This is a genomic window from Psychrobacter sp. UBA6291 (assembly GCF_002439405.1).
Lineage (GTDB): Bacteria > Pseudomonadota > Gammaproteobacteria > Pseudomonadales > Moraxellaceae > Psychrobacter > Psychrobacter faecalis.
Genome location: NZ_DJUD01000070.1, coordinates 29299 through 53978, shown reverse-complemented (window position 1 = coordinate 53978; position 24680 = coordinate 29299). Strand labels below are relative to the sequence as shown.

Here is a 24680-nt window from a genome sequence, read left to right as displayed (position 1 = left end):
AATGTTCAACACGCCCTAATACTATTAATAGGTAATAGGCAATCTATTAGCTCATTAATGTGGACACAAAAACAATCAGTACAGCAATCGGCGCGACGAATTTAGCAATGATTTGCCATAATTGCCAGGTACCATTAGATAATCCAAGCTCTTGCTGAATGCTACGTTGATCCATTTTCCAACCGACAAAGATAATCGCGGCAAGACCGGTTAAAGGTAACATGAATTTACTGGTTAATTTGTCCAGAGCATCAAAAATACCATTACCCATGATGGTAAAGTCGCTCCATAGATTGAATGACAACAAAGCTGCGATACCTAATAACCAAACCGCGATACTAGCGACGATGGTCGATACGGTACGGCTCATTGGCGTACGCTCTTCTAACAGCTCAACCGTTGGCTCAAGTAATGAGATTGAAGAAGTCACAGCGGCAAAGGTAATCAATAAGAAGAACAACGTACCAATGATGGTACCGGCGCCCATGCTACCAAAAGCAATAGGCAAACTGACAAAGATAAGACCAGGACCTGAAGCAGGATCAAGACCGTTGTTAAAGATAATTGGGAAAATAGCCAAACCAGCCGCTAAAGCAATGACAGTGTCTAGAATAACAACGGTACGCGCCGTGCTTAATAGATTGACATCACGACCCAAATAAGAGCCATAAGCCACCATGATGCCCATACCGATAGATAAGGTAAAGAAAGCATGACCAAGCGCCGCTAGCATCACATCGCCATTTAACTTACTAAGGTCTGGCGCAAACAGGTAGTTCACCGCTTGGCCAAAACCGCCATTCATGACGTTGTAACCAACAATCACGAATAAAATCACACCCAGTAAAGGCATAAGCACTTTGGCAGTGTTTTCAATACCTTTCGTGACACCAACACCGACGATTAAAGCGGTGATTGCCATGAAAACCGTATGCCAAATTGTCAAGGTGCCAGCTGACGCCAACATCGCATCAAAGGTTGCCGCTACAGAGTCACCGTCTTGTCCGGCAAAGCTGCCTGAGCCAACTTTGGTGATGTAATTAAGCGCCCAACCACCGATGACACTATAAAACGATAAGATTAAAAAGCCACCTAAAATACCAGTCGCACCGACAATACCCCAACTGCGTGATTTACCTTCGCTTGCGGCGACATCAGAAAACGTATTGATAGGGTTTTTTTGCCCACGGCGACCAACCAGCCATTCTGCAACCAAAATTGGAAAACCAATCAGAGCAAGACAAAATAAATAGGCGATAACAAAAGCGGAACCACCACTCTCCCCAACCATATAAGGGAACTTCCAAATATTTCCTAAACCAACTGCCGATCCTACTGCTGCTAGTACGAAGCCAAAACTTGAGCTCCACTGAGCATGTTCTTGTTTATTAATAGCCATTTTGCCTTCCTCGTGCTTCAATTACTGTTGCTTATAATCTTCCTTGATTATCATAAATCGCTCTTAATGACTGAGACTCATTTAACCAGCTTGTCAATGTGACGCGCTTAGCAACATTATGAAAGAATTGTTTACAATATCGTAAACGCCCAGTTTCTGCTAAGCGACCAAAAAAGTCAAGTAGCGATAAATATAAAAAGCCATAANNTTATGGCTTTTTATATTTATCGAGATAATTTGTCAAACTATGCTAGATGCAAAATCTTGCTATTATGCTGCTTTTATAATTACTAAAACTATGTTTACCGTACCACGCCTCGGCGGCTTTTTTGTAGCGAATCTATTAGCAGGGCGATTTTTGGCTCTGTTGGTAATAGCTCTGTTTTTAAAATCTCAAGCGCTTGAGCCGTTGTTAGACCTGATCGGTAGATAACACGATACGCTTGGCGCAATACATCAATCGTCTCTTTAGACCAGTCTTTACGGCGCATACCTTCGACATTTAGCCCGTGGGCTTTAGCAGGATTACCTGAAACCATGGTAAAAGCAGCGACGTCTTTTAAAATTAGGCTGGCGCCGCCAACCAAACTGTAATCATCAATGGTACAAAACTGATGAATACCTGAGTTGCCGCCAATAATCGTATGATTACCGATAGTCACATGCCCTGCCACCCCGACATTATTAGCCAGTACATTATGGTCGCCGATTAAACAATCATGGGCCACATGGGTATTGACCATCAAAAGATTGTGACTGCCAATCTTCGTCAAGCCGCCGTCTTGCTCAGTGCCACGGTGCAAGCTACACGCCTCGCGAATGGTATTATGATCGCCAATTTCAAGCCACGTACGCTCACCCGCGTATTTCAAATCCTGCGGGTCTTCGCCGATACTGGCGAACTGATAAAACTGGTTGTATTGCCCGATACGCGTCAGTCTTGCTACGACCACGTGCCGATGCAATACCGTATGGGCGCCAATAGAAACTTCATCACCGACAATACAATAAGGACCAATGATGGCAGTCTCATCAATGTTAGCGGACGGTGAGATGAGTGCTGTTGGATGAATCTGACTCATAATATGGACCTTTGTATCATCTGATGCGAATAAATGGTAAAACAAGTAAAGCAAGCTTAGCGTAAATAATCAACCTGATACTGGTTTTGGTTAAAACTGGTTAAAAAGACAACGAAGCCCAAAAGCATAACGATTTTTAAAAGTGGCAATCTAGGTAAAATACCGAGATAAATTTCTAGATTCCTATTAACAATTATCTAAAGGCGGAAGATTTAGCCAATCTTATAAACTTGTCATACGTTAGCGTTCATCGTATTTTATTGTCCCTGACGGGCAATCATAATTTGGGCACTAGCAGCAAGCTCATCTTCGACATGGACGGTACAATCAAACTTATAGATACCCTGCTTTTGCATCACGGTTTTTGCACGGATAATCAGCTGGTCACCAGGGATAACACGGCGTTTAAAGCGCACTTTATCCACCCCTGCAAACAAATACAAATAACCATCTTCTGCCGTCAATCCGGCACTGATAAACCCAAGGACGCCCGATACTTGCGCCATCGACTCCACCATCAATACACCCGGCATGATGGGCTGATCGGGAAAGTGTCCATTAAAAAACTCTTCATTAATGGTCACGTTTTTGATCGCTGTAATGCATTCGCCAGGGCTGCACGATATGACTTTATCTACCAGCAAAAACGGATAACGATGCGGCAGATAGTGCTTCAATGTATGATAGGTTAATGGCAGTGTTAAGCCTTGTTCTGCTAAGCTTTTGATGTCTTCATCACTTGGTCTATCAATATCAATTGTGCTCATAATCGCGCTTCCTTGCTATATACTAAGCAGTGCTTTGTGTTTAAGCATTGCTGTGTTTTTAAATTTTATAAATAATTGAATGTCTTATTCATTAAGCATTCATTGTCATGCATTAATCGCGCTAGGCTAATCGCGACCAAGCTGGCGAAAACGTACCGCCGCACGGCGCCAATTAGCGGTTGGCATGGCCGCTGTTCCAGAAGAATATGAGCCGGCCTTGGTAATAGATTTGGTTACCATAGTCATGCCAGATAAGGTAACATCATCCGCAATCTCAATATGACCAGTAATGCCAACAGCACCGCCGATAATACAGCGCTTGCCAATAGTGGTACTACCGGCAATGCCAGTTTGCGCTGCGATGGCAGTACCATCACCGATACGGACGTTATGGGCAACTTGTACAAGATTGTCAATAATAACATGATTGCCAATCACCGTATCGTCAATTGCACCACGATCGATACAGGTTTGGCTACCTATACGTACATCATCGCCAATTACCACGCGTCCTAATTGAGCAATACGCTCCCAGCCGGTAACACTAGGATTACTCGTAGGTGCAAAGCCGAAGCCTTCTGACCCTATGCTAACGCCAGCATGCAATCTTACACGATTACCAAGCACACAATCATGCCCGATGACCACTTGTGACTTGAGCACACAATCGGTACCAATACTGCTGTTCGCCTCAATGACCACGTGCGCATCGAGCACACTGCGATCACCAATTTGTACCCCTTCGCCAATCATACAAAAAGGCCCAACAGTCACTTGGTTGCCAATAACTGCATTTTCCGCTATCACAGCACTCGGATGAATACCTTTAAACAAGGACGTACAGGCAAATAGTTGACTGGCACTGGCATAAGCCAAATAAGGCACCGCAACGATTAAGGCAACCGTATTCTGTGCAACTTTGCTTTGATGGTCTGAGGTGGTCAGCACAGCTCCAGCCTGACTGTTTGCCAGACTAGGCAGATAATGCGGATTGGCCAAAAAGCTTAATTGCTGCGAATTGGCGGTGGTTAAATTACCGATACCCTCTAATTTTAGGCACAACTGCTCAGCGCTAAGGTCATCTTTGTTAAGAACAGGCTGACGCTGCTCAATCCGCGTGATAAGTTGCTCAATCGTTATCATAGTTGCTATTGGTATAATTAAAATTAGTATTGGTATGAATAAGTGGGTCGCCAAGTTGAGATATCAGCTTGGCGACCTATTAAATTTTAACTGCGGACTAGTTCACTTAGCTGCATAAATAAACAAAAGCAATCAAACCGCTGCATTTAACTTTATCGGACTAAAAAGTATTACCGATTTGGAACTGAACTTTTTCAGTCTCATCGCCTTCTTTATCACCGATAGGCACAGCATAACTGAGCGAGATCGGACCAATTGGTGTATACCAGGTTACCCCTAAACCCGCACTAAAGCGGAATTTGTTATCTTGAGTTAATAGTGGAACACCCGTGTCGTCACCACTAAGTGGATCAATAAAAGTGCGGTCTTCTTTATCTGTGGTATCAAATACTTGACCACCTTCGGCGAATAATACTGGACGTACTTGATCCGCCCAATCGCCTTTAAACGGCATCGGTAGAATTAGTTCAGTACCAAAGCTAACCAACGCATTACCGCCAACCTCTTCGTCTTTATTGGCTGTATTTCCAGTAATCGCATTATAATAACTTTCTGATTTAGGTCCTAGCGTTGATGACTCATAACCACGTACTGAGCCATAACCACCGGCATAGAAGTTTTCATAAAATGGCAAGTCATTACCATACCCAAGCTTGGTATAACCGCGCGCAACCCAATCTTTATAAATCGGATAGTAGATATTGCCGCGATAGACGAGTTTTTGATAACTTTCATCGCCAAAGCCAATGGTTGCATCGACAGTATGGCTCATGCCTTTATTGGGGAATACGGGGCGATCTAGCGTACTGTAATCCCAGCCTAATAATAAGTTATAGGTCTGATAATCGTTTTTAAAGCCCGTACGATTTGAAGGGGTATCATCATCATTAACAAATTTTTCAAATGTACCGCCACCTTCAATAATTTGCTGTACGTTGGACACACCAAGACGGTTACCACCGCGTACGGTGGTCTTATCAACGTTTAAACCTGCGCTCACACGTTTGGTTTCATCAACAGGATAGCTGTAGTTGAGCGTGGCACCGTAAGCATCGGTGACATAGTTACTGACGTTTCTGTCGTCGTATTTGGTTTCACGATAATATGCGCTGACACCTTGCGACACGCCGTTTTCGGTAAAGTACGGATCGGTATAACCTAAGCTGTAAGAATCGCGCGTTTCAGAACGTGATAGCGCTGCTTTCACGCGGTTACCTGTACCCATAAAGTTATTTTGGGTTAGATCTAACTGGAACGTCACACCGCCACTTTGCGAGTAACCAGCAGCAATCGTTGAGCTGCCAGAAGGCTGTTCTTCGACCGTATAGTTGACATCAACTTGGTCTGGCTGGTTTGGTACAGGCTTCACATCAACGTTGACCGCCTTAAAGAAACCGGTACGCATCAAGCGTGTACGCGACAGCTGAATTTTATCATTAGAGGCCAGTGTACCTTCTAACTGACGCATTTCACGGCGCAACACTTCATCTTGAGTTTTTAAGTTACCGGTAAAGTTAATACGGCGCACATAAATAGGACGCGCAGGATCAATATAATAGTCGATATCGACCACTTTGGTCTCATCATTGATACGCGGTACTGGTCTGATTTGCGCGAGATAATAGCCTTCATTACCATAACGGCTCTTCAGTGCAGCAGTGGTCGCATCCAGTTTGGCTTGTGAATATTTTTCATCGGGCGCAAACGTGACCAGCTCTTTTAGCTCAGCGTTATCAAAGGTTGGTTTACCTAAGAAGCTCACCTCGCCAAATTGATACTGCTCGCCTTCGCTAAGACTGACTTCGATAAACACATTGCTTTTATCTTCGCTAATATTAAGAACCGCATTATCGACAGAAAAACGTACATAACCATCGTTTTGATAAAGTGCTTTTAAATTTTCTAAACTGGCCGCCAGCTTTTCTTTAGCATAGCGATCAGACTTAGATAATAGGCGCGTCCACGACGACTCTTTTACCGCAAAAACGTCTTTAATCTGCTCATCACTAAAGTGCTTATTACCAATGATATTGATATCGACGACTTTGGCGGGTTTACCTTCGATAAAGCGCACATCAAGCTTGACGCGATTACCATCTAATAATGTCTGATCGACTTCGATATTGCTATTGTAATAACCTTGACTAATATATTGCTGTTGTAGCTCGTTGGCAACACCTTGCAAGGTCGCTTGCTTTAGCACATCACCCACAGACAAACCAGCATTACCAAGCCCTTGCTCAAGCCCTTCTTTTGGGATAAGTTTATTGCCTTCAAAGTTGACTTCAGCGATGATAGGACGCTCAACGACATCAAAGCGCAACTTGCCGCCTTCGACACGACTTTGAATATCAGCGAAGTTTTCAGTCGCATATAGTGCCTTAATACTGGCGGCCAAACGACTATCATTAACCGTATCACCCACCGAAATCGGCAAAACTGGATAGAGACTATCAGGAGTTAGGCGTTGTAGACCATTAAAGCCGATATCAGTGACCACAAATTCTGCAGCCTGCACCGGCATACTCATCATTGCTACAACTAACGGCAACCCAGCCGCGCTCATAAATAAAGGCGTACGCATAAACACTATCCGTCAATAAAAAACTTGCTTAAGTTAAGGTAAAAAGCACGTGTTGTCTAGCCCATTTCGCATAAAGTCGAAAAACTTCAGCACGGCAGACTCAGGACACTTTATATAAAACGCATCATAAAATAAACTAAAAAATAAAATTAGTACAGTAGCGGTAATAGAAAACAAGCGCCGTATTACATGAACTGCCTGCGCTGTAGCAGCATGCAAGCATTAAACCATCATGCTTTAGTTAATAAACCGCCGCATTATTTATCAAAATAGCCGACTGATATCATTACCAATTGCTAACACCATGAAACCTGCCAGCAAGAGTAAACCGATATTTAGACCGACCATTTGCACCCCTTCAGACAGGGGTTTACCGCGTATCAGCTCAATAAGATAGTAGACAATATGTCCACCATCTAATACTGGAATGGGCAAAAGATTCAAGACCGCAAGGCTCAAACTTATCAACGCTGCTGTCGATAATACCATCTGCCAGCTAATATCAAAGCTTTGTTTGGCGACTTTCGCAATGGTAATCGGACCTGACAAATTCTCCAAACCTATCATACCTGACAGCATCTTACCCATTGAGCTGACTGTCATAACGGCTAACTGTTCCGTCTTTTCAAATGACTTGATTAAAGATTCCCCAGGACCATAAACGACCGTGGTTTTGTAGGCGTCAGGAATGACAATTTCAGACTCTGCCACCATAGCACCAATTTGCCCGTAATCGTTACCTAAATTGTCTTTTTTACCTTGCGGCATGATGGATAACTGAACTTGTTTACCATCACGCAATACAGTGAAATTAAGCAAAGTTTCAGGATTGTCGCGAATGATACGTGTGGCGCTAATCCAGTCGGTAATCTCTTTACCGTTAATAGCCGTAATGCGGTCACCAACCTGCAAGCCTTGACGGCTGGCAGCGCCATCGGGCGTTAAATTGCCAACGATTGGTGCGATGTTTGGTTGCCACGGTATCATACCAAAGCTTGATAACGCATCTTTGCCTTGCGCGTCGCCTTGCATAAATTCTTTAATCGGTGCTTGATAGGTTTTGGTGGCGTTACTACCTTTCGCCTCAGACTGTAAGGTGACACTGACACTGTCCGTCTCACCCATACGCCCAGCAAGGCGATAGTTAATACCTTCCCACGTTTGTACGTCATGACCATCAATAGCGACAATTTTATCGCCCACGGGCAACTGTGCCATCGCTGCTGGGGTATCTGGTAGCACCTGCCCTATCTTTGTCGCCAATTGCTCTGATGGGGTCATAAATAACACCCAAAATAATGCAATAGCGATGACAAAATTCATGATAGGACCTGCGGCAACTACCGCAATCTTTTTGAGCGGATGCTGACGATTAAACGCTAGATGTAGCTCGTCTGCTGCTACCTCACCTTCACGCTCATCAAGCATTTTGACGTAGCCACCAAGCGGCAGTGCCGAGATACGATAATCGATGCCACTTTTTTTACTGGTCCAACCAAAGAGTTTCGGACCAAAGCCAATAGAGTACGTCAGTACTTTAACGCCGCAAAGCCGCGCCACGATGTAATGACCCCACTCATGTAAGGCGATGAGTGGACCTAAGACAAATATTGCCGCAAGTAGCGTTAATAAAAACGTCATGATCTTTTCTCAATATGCTCTTTTAACATCGTTTATCAAATGACTGAACTTCTATAGATTCATGCCAACTTTGCTACTAACGTATCAGTATGCTGACGCGCTATTTGATCAATCGCTAAAATATCTTCGATATCGGCAGTCTCATTTAATACCGCTACTTGTATCTCATCTAGTGCTTGCGCATTAATATCGGCAATATCAGTCAGACGAATCTGCCCATTTAAAAATGCGGCAACTGCAATCTCATTGGCCGCATTTAACACAATCGTGGCCTGCGTACCCGCTTGCATCGCTTGCCTTGCCAAATGCAAACAGGCAAATTTTTGCAAATCAGGTTCAATAAACTCTAAACCACTTAACGCAAATAAATCTAATGGCTGCGAGCCACTATCGATACGGTCAGGATAGCTGAGTGCATGGGCGATGGGCGTCTTCATGTCAGGGCTGCCTAGCTGCGCTAAGAAGCTACCATCACTATATTCTACCATTGAGTGAATGATACTTTGTGGATGAATCACCACATTTATCTTATCCTCACTCAAATCAAATAAATGACAAGCTTCGATGAGCTCAAGCCCTTTATTCATCATCGTTGCTGAGTCAACCGATATCTTTTGTCCCATTGACCAATTGGGATGTTTAACCGCTTCAGCGACGCTTGCTTGCTGCATTTGCGCAAACGATTGCTGTAAAAAAGGTCCACCAGATGCCGTTAACCATAGCTTACGAACGCCATGGTTTGGCTGATGAATTTGGCTACTGTCTTGTTGAATCGCAAAGGGTAAACACTGGAAGATCGCATTGTGTTCTGAATCTAAAGGCAACAAAGTCGCGTGATGCGTTTTAACCGCATTAATCATTACCTTTCCTGCCATGACCAATGCTTCTTTATTCGCCAATAAAATACGCTTGCCTGCACGCGCTGCTGCCAAAGTAGAAGGCAGACCAGCTGCCCCTACGATCGCCGCAACCACCGTATCGGTTTGCGGATCAGTCGCAATATCGACCAACCCTGAAGCACCGCCTACCACGTCGATATTTAAACCAGCTGCACTAAGACGCTGAGCAAAATCATCGACCGCTGCTGTCGGCACACTGACGCGTTTTGGCAAAAACTGTTGGCAAAGCGCGAATAATTTATCTAAACGGTGGTAGCCTGATAAAGCATAAACGTCGTAGTTCTGTGGTTGTGCCGCCAAAATTGCTAACGTGCTATCGCCTATCGAGCCTGTCGCGCCTAGTACGGCGATGCGTTGGGTCATAACCATCGGTGCCTATAATATGGTGAAATTAAATGAGAAATAAATATAAGGTATAGAGTCTAATACGAGGTAGCCTAGTCACTACCAAATATGTAAGCTCTACCTATTTTATATTTTTAGCCTGATAGTTTTTTATTTTTAGACTTTTTATTCTTAGACTAGTTATTGTTATACGACCATTAAACCGAGCTGCTGTAGCGACCAAAAACCAAGGGCAAATATCGGCGTGGCAGACAGTAGCGAGTCAATACGGTCAAGTACCCCGCCATGCCCTGGCAAAATCGTTCCAGAATCTTTGACGTCAGCGCGGCGCTTGAGCATCGACTCAAATAAATCGCCGAGTACAGAAGCCAAAATCGTCAGTGCTGACAGTGCTACAAAAGCGACTAACGGTAGGCCAGTCAATTGTAGTTTAAAGACACTAATGACGATGACCACAAGCAAACCTGTTACCAAGCCGCCTGCTAGCCCTTCCATGCTTTTGTTGGGTGAGACGTTTGGCGCCATCTTACGGCGACCGAGCTTACGCCCAACAAAGTAAGCGCCACTATCAGCACACCAGACCAATAAGAATACATACAGCAGCCACCATGCGGACAGTTGCCATAAGTAAAACATAGCGGTAATGGCAGCGGTTAATATAATAGCGCCCATCAATGCTAATTTCTTACCGTACCAGCTAGTATGAGTAGGAAAGACTCGCACCCAAGACAGCGCCATCAGCCAGATAATGAGTGACGCTACCCACCAAAACAGCCACGTGACTTTAAACATCAGCGAGACGATGGTCAGCGCCAAAACCAACAGCACAAATAACGCAGGCTGCTGCCACTTTGGCATCAGTTTGGTCCACTCGTGGGCGGCGATAATGACGCCAATCGCTAAAAGTGGCGCAAATAAAATAGGCGTTTGGCTCGCAAACATTGCAATACCAACGATAATAACGAGAACAATTGCCGTCTTAATTCGTTGCCACATACTTATCGAGCCTTATATAACGAAAAATGTTTGGTCAAAATCTAGCATAATAGCACTCTATAATAGCCCATTAAACAGGATTAACGCCAATTAAAGCAGCTTATTACAGACCAAACAAGTGTAATTCAAACCTCGCGGACGATTTAAGCAATTATTTCTACAGCACTTATTAGCTAAAATTATTTTAAGGACTCTGCTGCTCTATCACTACTTGTTCGCTGGTTTTGCCAAAGCGGCGTTGGCGCTGAGCAAACTCTGCTATCATCGCTGCAAGCTCTGCGACTTTAAAATCGGGCCACAGGGTTTGGGTAAAGAACAATTCGGCATAAGCAGATTGCCATAATAGAAAGTTCGACAAACGGTATTCGCCGCCCGTGCGTATCAACATATCAACCGCAGGCGCATCTGCTAATTGCACATATCCGCCAAGCATCTCTTTATCGATGTCTTCTGCGCGCAACTTGCCCGCTTCGACTCGCTGCGCCAACTGCTTAGCAGCATGGGCAATATCCCACTGACCACCGTAGCTAATGGCGATTACCAAGGTCATCGCTTCATAGTCAGCGGTTTTTGCCTCCGCGTCTAACATCAAAGCTTGCAACTCTTCACTAAGCTGACTGCGATCACCAATAAAACGCAAGCGAATGCGATATTTTTGCATGCGCGGTAATTGCTCATTGATGGTTAAGCTCAACAAATGCATCAGCAAAGCCACCTCGCTCGGTGGACGTTGCCAATTCTCACTAGAGAAGGCAAAAACGGTTAGCACTTCAATGCCCGTACTAACGCAGTATTCGACAATAGGGTCTAGCGCATCTTTGCCAGCGATATGCCCCTGACCTTTGCCTAACTGATGGATTTTACCGTAGCGGTTATTGCCATCCATGATGACGGCGATATGTTTTGGTTTGAGCTCTATATTGGTTTCTTTAGACATTTTATAGCCATTTTAGTATTGATATAGTTGCAGCAATAAAGGAGAACTGATTTTCACTTTATTAAGAATATCTAGCTTCATAGCTTTGTGGAGTGAACTCAATGATGAAAGAGTTCCAGCTTGGGTTATCAGAAGGATAATACTCAATAATGGAATTGATACACCCTACTGGATATAAATCATCCGCAGGATCAAAATCTCTTTCTTCCTGTCCAAACTTAAGGATATATTTATAACTTATGTTTATTACATTAGCATCAGATTCGCTAACGCTCTTACTGTATTTCACATAAGCTAAATAGAAATCATTTGGCAAGCCTTCCATCATACAAGCGATTGCATTAGTAACATATTCTTCTATAGGATACTTTTTAGGTTCAGTCTTTACTTCAGGAGTATCGGCTATGGCTTGTAGAGTATTGATAAAATTATTTAAGGACATTAGAATTACCCTCACAACATAAACGCTGGCAACTAAAAAACTGGTTACTTAACAAATACAACTTGCAAGAAACCAGTTTTTTATCTGGAGATTAATCTAACAACTTTATAGTATCGCCTACACTTCCATCAAGTCGCTTTCTTTTTTGCTCAAGCGGCTATCAATGGTTTCAATATATTTGTCGGTGATTTTTTGGATATCATCACTGGCGCGGCGCTCGTCATCTTCTGAAATTTCTTTTTCTTTTGCCAACTCTTTAATGTCATTCATCATATCGCGGCGGATATTACGGATAGAAACGCGGCTATTTTCCGCTTCACTGCGCGCAAGTTTTTGCATATCGCGGCGTGTGTCTTCGGTCAACGCTGGCATCGGTACACGAATCACGTCAGCAGTCATCGGGTTTAAGCCCAAATCTGCTTCGCGAATGGCTTTATCAATCGCTTGCACCATGCTACGCTCAAATGGCTGTACCAGTAACGTGCGCGAATCTTCGACGTTGACGCTAGCAACTTGGTTCAATGGCGTATCTGCACCGTAGTAGCTGACCATCACGCCAGATAACATACCTGGGTGCGCGCGGCCAGTACGTACTTTGCTAAAAGTCGTCTCAAGCGCTTCCAAGGTTTTTTGCATGCGTGCTTCGCCGTCTTGCTTAATCTCTTTAATCATCATGTATCCTTATTTATCGCTGTCGATAAATCACTCATTATTGTTAGGTATAAAGCTGTTAGGTATAAATCCTATGCAACGATTGATGCTTACAACATCAATGATTTTTATTCATATAATCATTTAGTCATCTATAAAATAAGTGAGCGTTTAATGATAAACGCGCGTGCCTTCATTTTCGCCCATAATGACGTTTAATAAGGCATTAGGCTTGGTCATATCAAACACTTGCAGTGGGACGTTGTGCTCACGACATAAAGCAATCGCTGTTAAATCCATGACGCCAAGTTTTTGCTCGAGTACTTCATCAAAGGTTAATCCGTCATATTTTTTGGCATCAGCATGGAGGCTTGGGTCTTTATCGTAAACGCCATCAACCTTGGTCGCTTTTAGAATTAAGCCCGCCTCGATTTCGATACCACGTAAGCAAGCGGCGGTATCAGTGGTAAAGAACGGATTGCCCGTGCCCGCGACAAAAATACACACTTCGCCATTTTTAAGATAACGAATGGCATTACGGCTACTATAGCTTTCAGTGACTTCGCCAATTGGCAATGCTGACATCAAACGCGTTTTAATATTACGGCGCTCGAGGGCATCACGCATGGCCAGACCATTCATCACAGTGGCTAGCATACCCATTTGGTCACCAGTGACACGGCCGACCAAACCTTCTTGTTGCAACTGGGCACCGCGATACAAGTTACCACCGCCGACGACGATACCGACTTGTACCCCAAGTCCGCGTAAGTGGGCGATAGACAAGCTCATCTTATCGAGCACTTCGGTATCAATCCCCATCTCTTTGCCACCAGCTAAGGCTTCGCCAGAAAGTTTTAGCAAGATACGAGAGTAACGCGGGTTTTTGTCAGACATGAGGTCACCTTGTTAGCATGAAATTATAATGAAAATAAGCGGTAAAACACAAATTGCATTGGACTTTAGCTTACCCTTTCAAATTATCCTAAATGGCATAATAGCGCCAAAAACGATGTCAAATAGGTAAAAAGCCAAATTGCGCTAATTGTAGCAAAAACTGCCCACGATTGGGCAACTTTCACTCGGTTATCGTTGTAGCTCTCTAACCTTTATAACTGGCAAACAAATCATATTCGCTGGCGTCATCGATCGTGACGGTTAAGAATTGTCCAACTTTGACTTGCGCAGTGATCTCATCGACATAGACGTGACCGTCAATCTCAGGCGCATCGGCATAACTACGACAAATCGCGATGCCCTCTTCTTCATCAATCTCATCGACCAATACCATCAAGGTTTTACCGACTTTTTCTTGCAGCTTTTGTGCCGAAATCTCTTGCTGTATTGTCATCAAACGCTCATAGCGTTCTTGCTTAATGTCTTCAGGTACATGATTTGGCAAATCATTGGCGACCGCACCTTCGACTTCTGAATACGTAAAAGCACCAACGCGATCAAGGCGCGCCTCGACCAGCCAATCAAGCAAGCATTGAAAATCTTCTTCGGTCTCACCTGGAAAACCAACGACGAAGGTTGAACGAATGACAATATCAGGGCAAATCTCACGCCACGCTTCGATACGCGCCAAGGTATTTTCGCTATGCGCCGGACGTTTCATGGCTTTTAAAACACTGTGACTAGCATGTTGGAATGGAATATCAAGATAAGGCAGCAGTTTTTTCTCACCCATCAGCTCAACCACTTTATCGACATGCGGATATGGATAAACATAGTGCAGGCGTACCCAAATACCCAAATCATTTAACGCTTGGCACAAGTCATAAAATTTCGACTTCAGCGGCATGCCATTCCAAAAGCTGGTTTTATATTTTAAATCCAGCCCATAAGCAGACGTATCTTGTGAGATAATCAGCAGCTCTTTCACGCCAGCATTTTTCAGCGCCATTGCTTCATTCATCACGCTATCAATCGGCCGCGAAACCAAATCGCCACGTAAGCTTGGAATGATGCAAAAAGTACAACGATGGTTACAGCCTTCCGATATTTTAAGGTACGCATAATGACTGGGGGTTAATTTAATCCCCGCCTCATTAATCAAATCTATTTTTGGATCATAGTTGCTATCTATATCGCGCTTGGGTTTGGGCACATGTTGCGAGACGGCAGTAATTACCTCATCATAAGCATGCGCACCGGTAACCGATAGCACAGCTGGGTGCATGGCACGGATTTTATCGGCCTCTTTACCCAAGCAGCCGGTGACAATCACTTTACCGTTTTTACTAATCGCTTCACCGATGGCGTCCAAGGATTCTTGCACGGCTGACTCAATAAAACCGCAAGTATTAACCACAACCAAGTCTGCGCCTTCATAATCGCTGGCAACTTGATAGCCGTCACGACTAAGCTCGGTGATAATGCGCTCACTATCGACCAGTGCCTTTGGACAACCAAGCGATACAAAGCCAATCTTTGGCGCAGCGTTCACGGGCGCATCAATCGCCGCTGAATTGGCTAACGTTACATCGCTACTTTGCTCAATACTACGGTTTTGATTGTGGTTGGCTTTATGGTGGTAAGGCTGGTTAGTGTTTGCTTGACTGACATCTGCCTGACTGCTTTCTTGCGCTATATTTGGCTTTGCAGGATTAAAAATAGTGGCAGTGTTTTTTGGCATAGAAGCTGATGAGGCAGAAGCTGGCGATGTAGGAACTGATGAGGTGGTAACAGTCGTATTAAGCGACTCGGTAGAAGTGTTGGGCATGGCTGACCTTGCTAGAGATAAATTGGCTGTGCGCATTGTACGTTTTTTTTGTGATAATCGCCAGTTTTGCCGCGCTAGTGTGTTGATTTATGGTTAAATATTATCCCCAGTCTCACTTAATTTTAGGCATTATCCATGACGGCTGATTTGACCACTGCCAAACCGAATCCAGATTCGACGTTTATATTACAGCATTTATTTACCGCTATTTTATACGTTGATGAAGCGCTGACCATTACCTGGCTAAATGCGCAAGCGGAGCAGCTGCTTGCCATTAGCAGCGGACGTTTGCGAGGTCAATCAATCTTGAGCCTACTTGCGCCCGATGAGTTAATGTTAAAAGACAGACTTATTAATAGTAATCGGGAAGATAAGACCTGCGCGTTGACGGAGCGTTTTGGTCAAGCAAAACACTATCAGCAGCCGTTTATTGATCATGATCACCTTATACACACCCAGCTAAACGGCGGACTGACGTTATCCGTGGATTATAGCGTGACGCCCGTTAGTTATGCGCAGCAGTCCTATTTTATTATAGAGATGTGGGGCAAAGATCGGCAAAGTCGCATTTCAGAAGAACAGCGCCAGCAGCAGCAATATAGCGTTGCACGTCATATGCTGCGCTCGGTCGCCCATGAAATTAAAAATCCATTGGCAGGCATTCGCGGGGCGGCGCAATTATTACAGCGGCAATTTATTAAGTTTAATGAATTTTCTGCTATTGTGAATGAAAATTTGAATGTAGCGGATGAAAATAACCTGAGAAATAATGCGGCAAAGCTGCGGAGTTATACTGATATTATCATTTCAGAAACCGATCGTTTGACCCAGTTGATTGGGCAGCTTCTTGGCTCTCATCAATTGCCAAACTGGCAAATGCTCAATATCCATGAACCGCTAGAGCACGTTTTGGCTTTAATCATTCATCAATATCCGGACGTGGTGCTACAACGTGATTATGATTTGTCGTTACCTGAGTTATGCGCGGATAAAGCTCAATTAATTCAAGTGTTTTTAAACCTGATGAATAATGCTTGCGAATCGATGACTGATTTTGAGCAAACGCTGCAACAAAATACGCCAGCCACGTTTGGCAACTTTTCATCAGCTAATACCCAAAGTCATCTTGACATTGTTAGTAGCTATGAACCAAAGCTGCATATCCAAACGCGAGTTGTTTTTCAGCATACCATCGGTAGCCTGCAGCACAAACAAGTCTTGCAAATCACCATTACCGACAACGGCTCAGGGATAGACGACGCATTAATCGGTCAGATATTTTTCCCGATGGTGACCAACCGCGCAGCTGGTACAGGTCTAGGTTTATCCATCGTCCAAGATATCATCAGCCGCCATCATGGTATGATTGACGTCAGCTCAAAGCAAGCCCAAGGTTTTAGCGGCAGTTTTAAAAGTCATTATCAGCACAATCAAACCCGCTTTACCCTCTACCTGCCTTTTTCTCAGCCAAGCGCTGACCGTTAAGGCTAGAATTTTATATTCATTTTCCATTTCTCACTGCTTATTAGGCCAAACCCATGACTCAGCATAATGACACAAAATACCTTACGAGCAATGAGCAAATTCCTATGGTCACTGTGGGTAATAATCCTGCTGCTACTCCTGCAACGTTATGGCTTATCGATGATGATGCGGCGCTGCGCTTGATCTTGGCAGATACCTTTGAAGAGGCAGGCTTAACGGTTATTAGCTTCACCCAAGCGCAAGCAGCGTGGACGCGCCTGAACGATATCTTGCAACAGCATGAAGCAGCCGACCAGCTACCAGATGTGATATTGACCGACATTCGTATGCCAATGATGGACGGTCTGTCATTTAGTGATTGGGTACATCAGCACTTCCCTACGCTACCGATTGTCATTATGACCGCGCATTCCGACCTGAGTTCTGCTATCAATAGCTATCAGACTGGTGCATTTGAATATCTGCCCAAACCCTTTGATTTAGATGAGGCGGTCGCCACAATTTATAAGGCCATTAATTATCAGCCGAATTTGAAAATAACAAATGATGCAACTAAGCCTGCTCAAAAGACTGTCAAAAAAGCTAAAAATGAAACCAAAACGACCATCGAACTTAAATCTAAACCTAAACCTAAAAACCCAACAGGTAGCGATATCAATAACAATCCGAGCGGTATCATCGGTCAATCACAAGCGATGCAAACAGTATTTCGCGCGATTGGACGCTTGGCACACTCTCCTATTACCGTTTTGATTACTGGTGAATCAGGCACAGGTAAAGAGCTGGTGGCAGGTGCGCTTCATGCCCATTCTCCAAGGGCGCAGCAACCTTTTATCGCGCTTAATATGGCAGCGATACCGCATGACTTGATTGAGTCAGAATTGTTTGGTCACGAAAAAGGCGCGTTTACTGGCGCAACGACGACGCGGCAAGGTCGTTTTGAGCAAGCGGACGGCGGCACGCTATTTTTAGACGAAATCGGCGATATGCCGTACAGTACCCAGACGCGTCTGCTGCGCGTATTGGCCAACGGTGAGTTTTTTCGCGTCGGCGGACAGCAGCCGGTCAAAGTCAATGTACGCATCATTGCCGCTACCCACCAAAACTTAGAAGAATTGGTCAAACAAGGCAAATTTCGTGAAGATTTATTTTATCGCCTTAATGTGATTCGTATGCCATTGCCGCCCTTACGGACGCGCCCTGAAGATATTCCTGCATTAGCAAACTACTTTATGCAGCGCGCCGCCAAACAATTAAATAGCGCCGAAAAGCAGCTGCATCCTACCACGCTTCAGATGATGCAATCTTTTGCGTGGCGCGGTAATGTTCGTCAACTTGAAAACGTTTGCCTTTGGCTGACGGTAATGACCACGGGCGACACCGTTATGATTGAGGATTTGCCGCCAGAGCTGCTAGACAATATTGCCCCTAATGTAGAGCAACAAAGCAATGCGGCATATCACGTGCATCAAAACATGCAAAACAGCCAGAACAGTCAATTGACCCAAACGCATGACAAGCAAAGCTGGCAGCAAGCGTTGGCTATATGGGCGAAGCAGTCGCTGCAAACGGGTGAAACCGATATTTTACAAACGGCAACGCCCGAGTTTGAGCGTGTGTTACTGCAAGCTGCTCTCAATCATAGCGGCGGTAAAAAAATAGCTGCCGCCAACTTACTGGGTTGGGGACGCAATACTTTGACCCGCAAATTACAGCAATTAGAGATGACAGCAGCAGAGAAAAATAATAATTAAAGCCATCAGTCTCTGAAATAAAAACCAGCAATATCAAATATTTATGATATTTAGCAAAAATAATTTTCAAATAATTAAAAAAAATCGCAAATAGGGGTTGCCAAACCTTTGAAACTCTATATAATAGCCAACCACTGAGACGCACTACCGAATCAGTTAACTATCTCGATGGCATTTGAATTTAACTGCCTTTGATGATAGAGTAACGAAAATGGGGCTGTGGCGGAATTGGTAGACGCACCAGATTTAGGTTCTGGCGCCGCAAGGTGTGAGAGTTCGAGTCTCTCCAGCCCCACCATTTTCGGATAGTGATAAAAGTTCTCAAACCTATACTAGACCTGCTTTCGAGCAGGTTTTTTTATGTCTGCAATTTGAGTCTAATCCCACGATGGGATAGACCGTGGGATTGCACAGAACTGACCTATCACCCGCAAACCTTGTGTTTATTCGCGTACAGCGCCTTAACTTCTACATCCCATATATTTTAGCGTGGGATTGAGTATAAATATTCGTCATATCTCGTCATTTAAAACATCTAATTATCTGCCCTGCCCCTAGTTACGCTAAAGCCACCGCCAGGATCGTCATGATCGTCGAAAACCATGTTTTTTTATCGTGGGCGAGGCGGGGCTTCGATTGCGTTTTTTGAAAGCCAAAAAAATCCGCTCGATTTAGAGCGGATATATTGATCTTAAAACTGGTTATTTAATCTTCATCTTTGAGTAGCGAGTAGTCTTTGAATCTGATGACTTCTTCACCTAGCCAATCGTTAATTTGTAGCATGGTCTGTTGTAAAGGCATGAGTTCATTGACTGCGAAAACTCTGGCTGCTTTGATTAGATCACCAAAGCCCGCCGCATTGGTTGGTGACGCCCCCATCAGTTGAGGTGGTACTCGATGAGCAGCTGCAATATCTATTCGACTCGCTTCTTTGATTTTAAAGAAGTCATCATTGGCACTGACTTCACTGATCGGTAAGATTTGGATTCCATCCTTTTTACCGTTGGGCGAATACATGAATAGGTTACGAAAGTTACCAGGACCTTTGCTGTCTTTCAAAGCTTTACGGATTGCATCAATGTCTTCTTTATTCGTTGCTGGATCATTGATGTATAAGATGTACCCCGCATGACTACCATTCAAGTAATACTTACGTCTGAATAACGTCGCTGACTCATCAAGCCAAGCAGCATTGAGTGCTGATAAATACTCTGGGGCGCCGTACACTTCTTGGTTCACATCAGGTTCAATCAGATGACAGATGTTATCGGCTTTATACTTATGCGGTTCGGCCCAGCTGTGAGTTGCAAAATAATAGCTTTGAGCGTCAACACCGACGCGCATATACTTAGCGAGTGGCACATTTAGCTTCATGGTTTTTTTGGAGCGTGAGGGAACGCGCTCAATGTACGCATTGCCAAATGTCATATAATCTAAAACCAGACGGCTAAAATCACGATGTGATAGTAGAGGATGCGGTATAAAAGTACTGGCTAAGATATTGCGCTTAACAAAGATAGCACTACTATGATGTGGCGATGCTCTCATGGTTTTAGACAAAGCATCTGGATCGTACGGCGGCGCATACCATAGTTGATGATTGTGACATTCACCCCAGTACAGACTTTGCCACTGCTCCATAACTGGTATTGGATCGCCAAACGTGAAAGCCTCCATACCAGGCATATCTACTGCATCAAGGTTCTCAGTTTCATTCATTAATATATCTCCAGTGCGGATTCGTCATCACCTTGAGCAATTGCCAAAGGTTCTCTATGTAGTGCATGCATAAGTGCCCACGCTAAGTCAGCATGGCCAGTATCTTCATTGCGATCGGCCTTGTAAGTCACTGCCCTTTCGCTATTGGTAATTGTTTTATGAATCGATGTGAAAGCCCCTACTACATCAGTCCATTCGTGATCAAAGGACAGACGGCCCTTCTTGATAACGTCTTTAGTCTTCAGAACAAACTGCTGTTTGAGCTCTGGGCTATAGTGTAGTTTGACGGCTTGCGGGTAGAACTTAATCACTGACTGATAAACACCAATGCCAAGGCCGGTCACATCAATCGCTATATATTCAACGTTATATTTCTCCGTCATCTCTCTGATGACGTTCGCCTGTGCTTCAAAATCTGGGTTCTTAAATTGCAATCGCTCGATACCGCGTATCATGCCGTTTGGTGTACTTGGTGCTGCTAATATCACAAGTCCCGCGCTATCACGGCTCAATGATGGATCATAGCCAAGCCATACTGGCTGATTACCAAGTGGCCTTGGCGTGTAAGGCTTCCAGTCATCCCATATCTCTAACGTATCGACCATGCATGACTGTAGTTCGCTGACACTGAAAGCGGACAACGTGTCATCAATAAATTCACACATCAGCAAGTTATTAAACTCGTCCTCGCTGTACTCCATGCGTAAATCATCAATATCAAATAAATCACATCCACCTTTCATCGCGTCATATACGTTGACGATTTGACGCCACTGCTTGTCACCGCAGACTTTGCCATTCTTCAGATTATGCGGCGTCACATCTATTTCGATGCGATCGTCACCTTTACGGCCACGGTTATACAGTTGACCAGTCCAAAACTTATATGCTTGATGTTGCTTGGATGATGGTGTCGATATGTATGTCTGACGCCATTTTTTGTGCATGGCCATACCTGATGCAACTTTCCTAAATTCAATAAACTTATGAATCCAAAAGTATTCATCCATGTAGACGTTGCCGTGATACGACTGTGCAGTGCGGCTATTGGTTCCTAAAAAATATAAGGTCGCGCTGTAGTCTTTTTCTGGACCTTCTATGTTTAGCGTGATCGGATCACCGGTCAGTTCTATCCCTGCAGTTTCCATCGCCCATGCAATGATGTATTCGCGGAATACACGCGCCTGAGCCTTGGATGCTGATAAAAATATTTGATTACGGCCAGTCTCAATGGCATCAAGAAAAGCTTCACGCGCAAAGTACCAAGTTGCGCCAATTTGGCGTGACTTTAATAAGTTGCGAATACGATGGGTCAGACCTGCGCTGTACCAAACCTTTTGATAATCAAATAAGCAATCTCTGAATGAATCTTTGAATTTATCGATGTCGTCTATCTGAATGACGTTGGATGGGTTTTTCTGTCCTGCTTTGCGCCCACGGTTGGATAGGTTGGGATTGAGATCCGACTGTTTGCCAGACTCTTTATACTTATGGATCTTGGCCATTCTCTCTACTTGACGACCAAGCAGATCAATCTCTTTGAAGTCTTTACCAGTCTTATCGTCCTTGTTAATCAGCTGAACCATACGCGCTTCGAGCGTGGACTCTACTCGATCTAGAGGCTTTGCCTCATCCCAGCCGTCTGATTTTTTCCAACCATCTACGGTCGTGCGCGGCGTACTGACCATCTCGCTAATCGCGCTGATACTCCAACCTTGCCAATAGAGACCACGGGCAACAGTTTTTGGATTTTCGCCAGTCGGTAGGGTGATAAGGGCAGACATAACGCAGCTCATAAGGGTATGACGCTACTTTGGTTTATCAGCCTCTCTATATCATGCTTGTTTTGCGTGTATTTGCTCAATCCACGCTTTTTTGTTTTGTTTTTGCCTGTCGCAATAGGTCAAAGTAAAGCTTTGAAATTACGACCCCTAAACTCTCATTATTTACATCATGGACCGTCTATGACTACCAAGACTTTTCGAGTTGCACGAGCTGGCCAAACTACAGACGGCCGTGAAATTACTCGTGACCACATTACTCAAATGGCCGCTGGCTATAACCCAGAAGTATACGGCGCACGGGTGAATTTAGAACATTACCGTGCAATGTTCCCAAACTCTGACTTTCGCTGTTATGGCGATGTGATATCGCTATCGACTGAAGAAGTTGATGATCATTTATATCTATTGGCAGAAGTTGATCCAACCCCTGAACTAATCGCACTCGCCAAGTCGAAGCAAAAAGTTTATTTCTCTATTGAGTTCTATCCAGAATTTGCTGATACCAAAGAAGCCTATATGGTTGGTTTAGCTTGTACCGATAGCCCTGCCTCGCTTGGCACCAGCTATATGAAGTTTTGCCAACAGCATCCAGATGAAAGCCCTTTATCTGCTCGCAAACAAAACCCTGACACTTACATTTCCACAGCGGAAAGCGCTTGGGAATATAAAGAAGAGCCAAAATCAGTCTTTGCAACTGTCAAAGAGATGTTTGCCGCCCCTGTCACACCTAAAACAGATAAAGATAAAGAGCTGGCCACCGCACAAGCTTTTGCTGAACTGCCGGCAACCATCAAAAGCTTCCAAGATGTTATGCAAACAATGGCAAGTTCTATTGACACGATCAACGCTTCTGTTGGGCATTTAAACACGACGGTATCTGATTTTGCTGAAAAGCAAAACGAAGTTGAAACGTCTTTGAAGAGCGTGCAAGACAATCTTGATAATACGCCTGAAGATAATTACACCCAGCGTCCAGCTGCAACCGGCTCATCTGATTACGTCAAATCTGACTGCTAATACTACCTAATAGCAATACTTAACTGACTACTACACACATTAGGACATCACTATATGAAAACTATTACCCGTCAACAGTTTAATGGCTATTTGGCAAATCAAGCACAGCTGAACGGTGTACCCAATGCGACTGATCAATATACTGTCGTGCCATCAGTCCAACAAAAAGTTGAAGTGCGAATCCAAGAATCTAGCGAGTTCTTGAAAAAGATTAATATCATCCCTGTAACTGATCAAAAAGGTGAGGCACTTGGTCTAGGTATCAGCGGTGGTATCGCAAGCCGTACCAATACTAAAAGTGGCAAACGCCGCGATCCTAAAAACGTTGGCGAAGTTGGTCTTATTTATACTTACGTCTGTGAACAAACTAACTTTGACACAGCAATCAACTATAGCAAGCTTGACGCTTGGGCCCGTGTCCCTGAGTTCCAAGAGAAAATCCGCGATGCAGTCGTCAAGCAGCAAGGTCTTGATCGCATTACGATTGGCTTTAATGGCACCGAAGTCGCCGCCGATACTGATATCGAAGCAAACCCACTATTGCAAGATGTGAATATTGGCTGGTTAGAGAAATGGCGTACCAAAGCACCTGAATCAGTCATGACAGAATCAGAAGTCGGTACAGGTCAAGTTTCTGTTGGTGCTAGTGCTGAACACTACAAAAACCTTGATGCCCTAGTCAAAGATTGCCGTAATCAATTGATTGATCCTATCGTCCGTGATGACAGTGCGTTACGTGTCATTTTAGGTCGAGATCTGCATGATTCGCGTGACTTTAATATGGTCAACGACAACAACACGCCAAGCGAAGTCATCGCAGTAAACAGCCTATTAATGCTCGATAAGGTCGGTGGCGTGCAAATTGAGTCTACCCCTCCGAACTTCCCAGCTGATGCCATCCTGATTACTCCATTAGACAACTTGTCTATCTACTATCAAGATGAAAGCCGCCGTCGCCATCATAAAGATGAGCCTGAGTATGATCGTGTCGCATTCTACGAGTCAGACAACGAAGCTTATGTTGTTGAAGACTACAAAGCTGGTTGCTTAATCGAAAACGTTGTACTTGTATAAATGTTTGAACTTCTGATTAATCGGTGGCAGTTGGCTACTGCCCGGTTGCATAAAATGTTATTGAGCTTGGCAGACTCAATGCGATTGGCACTGATTAATTTAGAACAAGCATGTGAGCGCAATACTATTCTGTTAGCTACGATTGATAAGGAAAATAAAATGTGGCCATCAAGTATCTTGGATTTACACGCACATTGGAGGCTTATCCCTCATAACTCACGTAACAACCGACGCAC

General features: G+C 44.2%; 19 protein-coding genes and 1 tRNA gene. 5 read left to right on the top strand and 15 right to left on the bottom strand.

Going from position 1 to position 24680, the window contains the following annotated elements; translation table 11 throughout:
* Window positions 1-46: 46 nt before the first annotated feature.
* The 13 genes from B3R91_RS12205 to rimO form a co-directional block, all read right to left on the bottom strand.
* The gene (locus tag B3R91_RS12205; protein ID WP_286797858.1) at window positions 47-1399 is read right to left on the bottom strand and encodes a sodium-dependent transporter; all 1353 of its coding nucleotides are present in this window, start codon (window positions 1397-1399) and stop codon (window positions 47-49) included.
* Window positions 1400-1701: 302 nt separating this feature from the next.
* Window positions 1702-2481: an acyl-ACP--UDP-N-acetylglucosamine O-acyltransferase gene (gene lpxA / locus B3R91_RS12200; protein WP_068404561.1), complete on the bottom strand. Its 780-nt coding sequence runs from the start codon at window positions 2479-2481 to the stop codon at window positions 1702-1704.
* A gap of 257 nt (window positions 2482-2738) precedes the next feature.
* Complete coding sequence (gene fabZ, locus B3R91_RS12195; protein WP_102076364.1) at window positions 2739-3248, bottom strand: 3-hydroxyacyl-ACP dehydratase FabZ; 510 nt, start codon at window positions 3246-3248, stop codon at window positions 2739-2741.
* A gap of 126 nt (window positions 3249-3374) precedes the next feature.
* Window positions 3375-4391 (bottom strand): UDP-3-O-(3-hydroxymyristoyl)glucosamine N-acyltransferase, encoded by a 1017-nt coding sequence (lpxD, locus tag B3R91_RS12190; RefSeq protein ID WP_286797855.1) that lies wholly within the window; start codon window positions 4389-4391, stop codon window positions 3375-3377.
* Between the two features lie 160 nt (window positions 4392-4551).
* On the bottom strand, window positions 4552-6975 hold the full coding sequence (bamA, locus tag B3R91_RS12185) for an outer membrane protein assembly factor BamA (RefSeq protein WP_286797853.1): 2424 nt from the start codon (window positions 6973-6975) through the stop codon (window positions 4552-4554).
* 264 nt (window positions 6976-7239) lie between these two features.
* Window positions 7240-8616 carry an RIP metalloprotease RseP gene (gene rseP / locus B3R91_RS12180; protein WP_286797852.1) on the bottom strand — a complete coding sequence of 459 codons (1377 nt, stop codon included), beginning with the start codon at window positions 8614-8616 and terminating at the stop codon, window positions 7240-7242.
* Window positions 8617-8675: 59 nt separating this feature from the next.
* Window positions 8676-9884: a 1-deoxy-D-xylulose-5-phosphate reductoisomerase gene (gene ispC, locus B3R91_RS12175; protein ID WP_286797850.1), complete on the bottom strand. Its 1209-nt coding sequence runs from the start codon at window positions 9882-9884 to the stop codon at window positions 8676-8678.
* A 162-nt stretch (window positions 9885-10046) separates the two neighbouring features.
* Window positions 10047-10856 carry a phosphatidate cytidylyltransferase gene (locus B3R91_RS12170; protein ID WP_286797848.1) on the bottom strand — a complete coding sequence of 270 codons (810 nt, stop codon included), beginning with the start codon at window positions 10854-10856 and terminating at the stop codon, window positions 10047-10049.
* 184 nt (window positions 10857-11040) lie between these two features.
* Window positions 11041-11793, bottom strand: coding sequence for a polyprenyl diphosphate synthase (gene uppS, locus B3R91_RS12165; protein ID WP_286797846.1), 753 nt, complete (start codon window positions 11791-11793; stop codon window positions 11041-11043).
* Between the two features lie 61 nt (window positions 11794-11854).
* The gene (locus B3R91_RS12160; protein WP_286797844.1) at window positions 11855-12235 is read right to left on the bottom strand and encodes a hypothetical protein; all 381 of its coding nucleotides are present in this window, start codon (window positions 12233-12235) and stop codon (window positions 11855-11857) included.
* Window positions 12236-12352: 117 nt separating this feature from the next.
* The gene (frr, locus tag B3R91_RS12155) at window positions 12353-12907 is read right to left on the bottom strand and encodes a ribosome recycling factor (RefSeq protein WP_068404574.1); all 555 of its coding nucleotides are present in this window, start codon (window positions 12905-12907) and stop codon (window positions 12353-12355) included.
* A gap of 150 nt (window positions 12908-13057) precedes the next feature.
* Window positions 13058-13783 carry a UMP kinase gene (gene pyrH, locus B3R91_RS12150; RefSeq protein WP_068404576.1) on the bottom strand — a complete coding sequence of 242 codons (726 nt, stop codon included), beginning with the start codon at window positions 13781-13783 and terminating at the stop codon, window positions 13058-13060.
* Window positions 13784-13988: 205 nt separating this feature from the next.
* Window positions 13989-15611: a 30S ribosomal protein S12 methylthiotransferase RimO gene (gene rimO, locus B3R91_RS12145; protein WP_286797843.1), complete on the bottom strand. Its 1623-nt coding sequence runs from the start codon at window positions 15609-15611 to the stop codon at window positions 13989-13991.
* Window positions 15612-15746: 135 nt separating this feature from the next.
* Between rimO and B3R91_RS12140 the strand changes: the two genes are divergently transcribed.
* From B3R91_RS12140 to B3R91_RS12130, 3 genes are all read left to right on the top strand, one after another.
* A complete protein-coding gene (locus B3R91_RS12140) occupies window positions 15747-17096 on the top strand; it encodes a two-component system sensor histidine kinase NtrB (protein WP_286797842.1) in 1350 nt (449 codons plus the stop codon).
* Window positions 17097-17149: 53 nt separating this feature from the next.
* Entirely contained in the window at window positions 17150-18850 is a 1701-nt protein-coding gene (locus tag B3R91_RS12135) for a sigma 54-interacting transcriptional regulator (RefSeq protein WP_286797841.1), read from the top strand.
* A 213-nt stretch (window positions 18851-19063) separates the two neighbouring features.
* A tRNA-Leu gene (locus tag B3R91_RS12130) sits at window positions 19064-19148 on the top strand.
* A gap of 407 nt (window positions 19149-19555) precedes the next feature.
* On the opposite strand, the gene B3R91_RS12125 is transcribed toward B3R91_RS12130, so the two are convergent.
* Both B3R91_RS12125 and B3R91_RS12120 read right to left on the bottom strand, forming a co-directional pair.
* Window positions 19556-20569 (bottom strand): phage portal protein, encoded by a 1014-nt coding sequence (locus B3R91_RS12125; RefSeq protein ID WP_286797840.1) that lies wholly within the window; start codon window positions 20567-20569, stop codon window positions 19556-19558.
* A complete protein-coding gene (locus B3R91_RS12120) occupies window positions 20569-22353 on the bottom strand; it encodes a terminase large subunit domain-containing protein (protein ID WP_286797838.1) in 1785 nt (594 codons plus the stop codon). The genes B3R91_RS12125 and B3R91_RS12120 overlap by 1 nt, the downstream gene beginning before the upstream one ends.
* A gap of 180 nt (window positions 22354-22533) precedes the next feature.
* Here B3R91_RS12120 and B3R91_RS12115 point away from each other — a divergent pair, with 180 nt between their 5' ends.
* Together B3R91_RS12115 and B3R91_RS12110 are read left to right on the top strand one after the other, a co-directional pair.
* Window positions 22534-23370, top strand: a complete 837-nt coding sequence (locus B3R91_RS12115) for a GPO family capsid scaffolding protein (RefSeq protein WP_286797837.1) — start codon at window positions 22534-22536, stop codon at window positions 23368-23370.
* Window positions 23371-23424: 54 nt separating this feature from the next.
* Window positions 23425-24444, top strand: coding sequence for a phage major capsid protein, P2 family (locus tag B3R91_RS12110; protein ID WP_286797835.1), 1020 nt, complete (start codon window positions 23425-23427; stop codon window positions 24442-24444).
* Window positions 24445-24680: the final 236 nt, after the last annotated feature.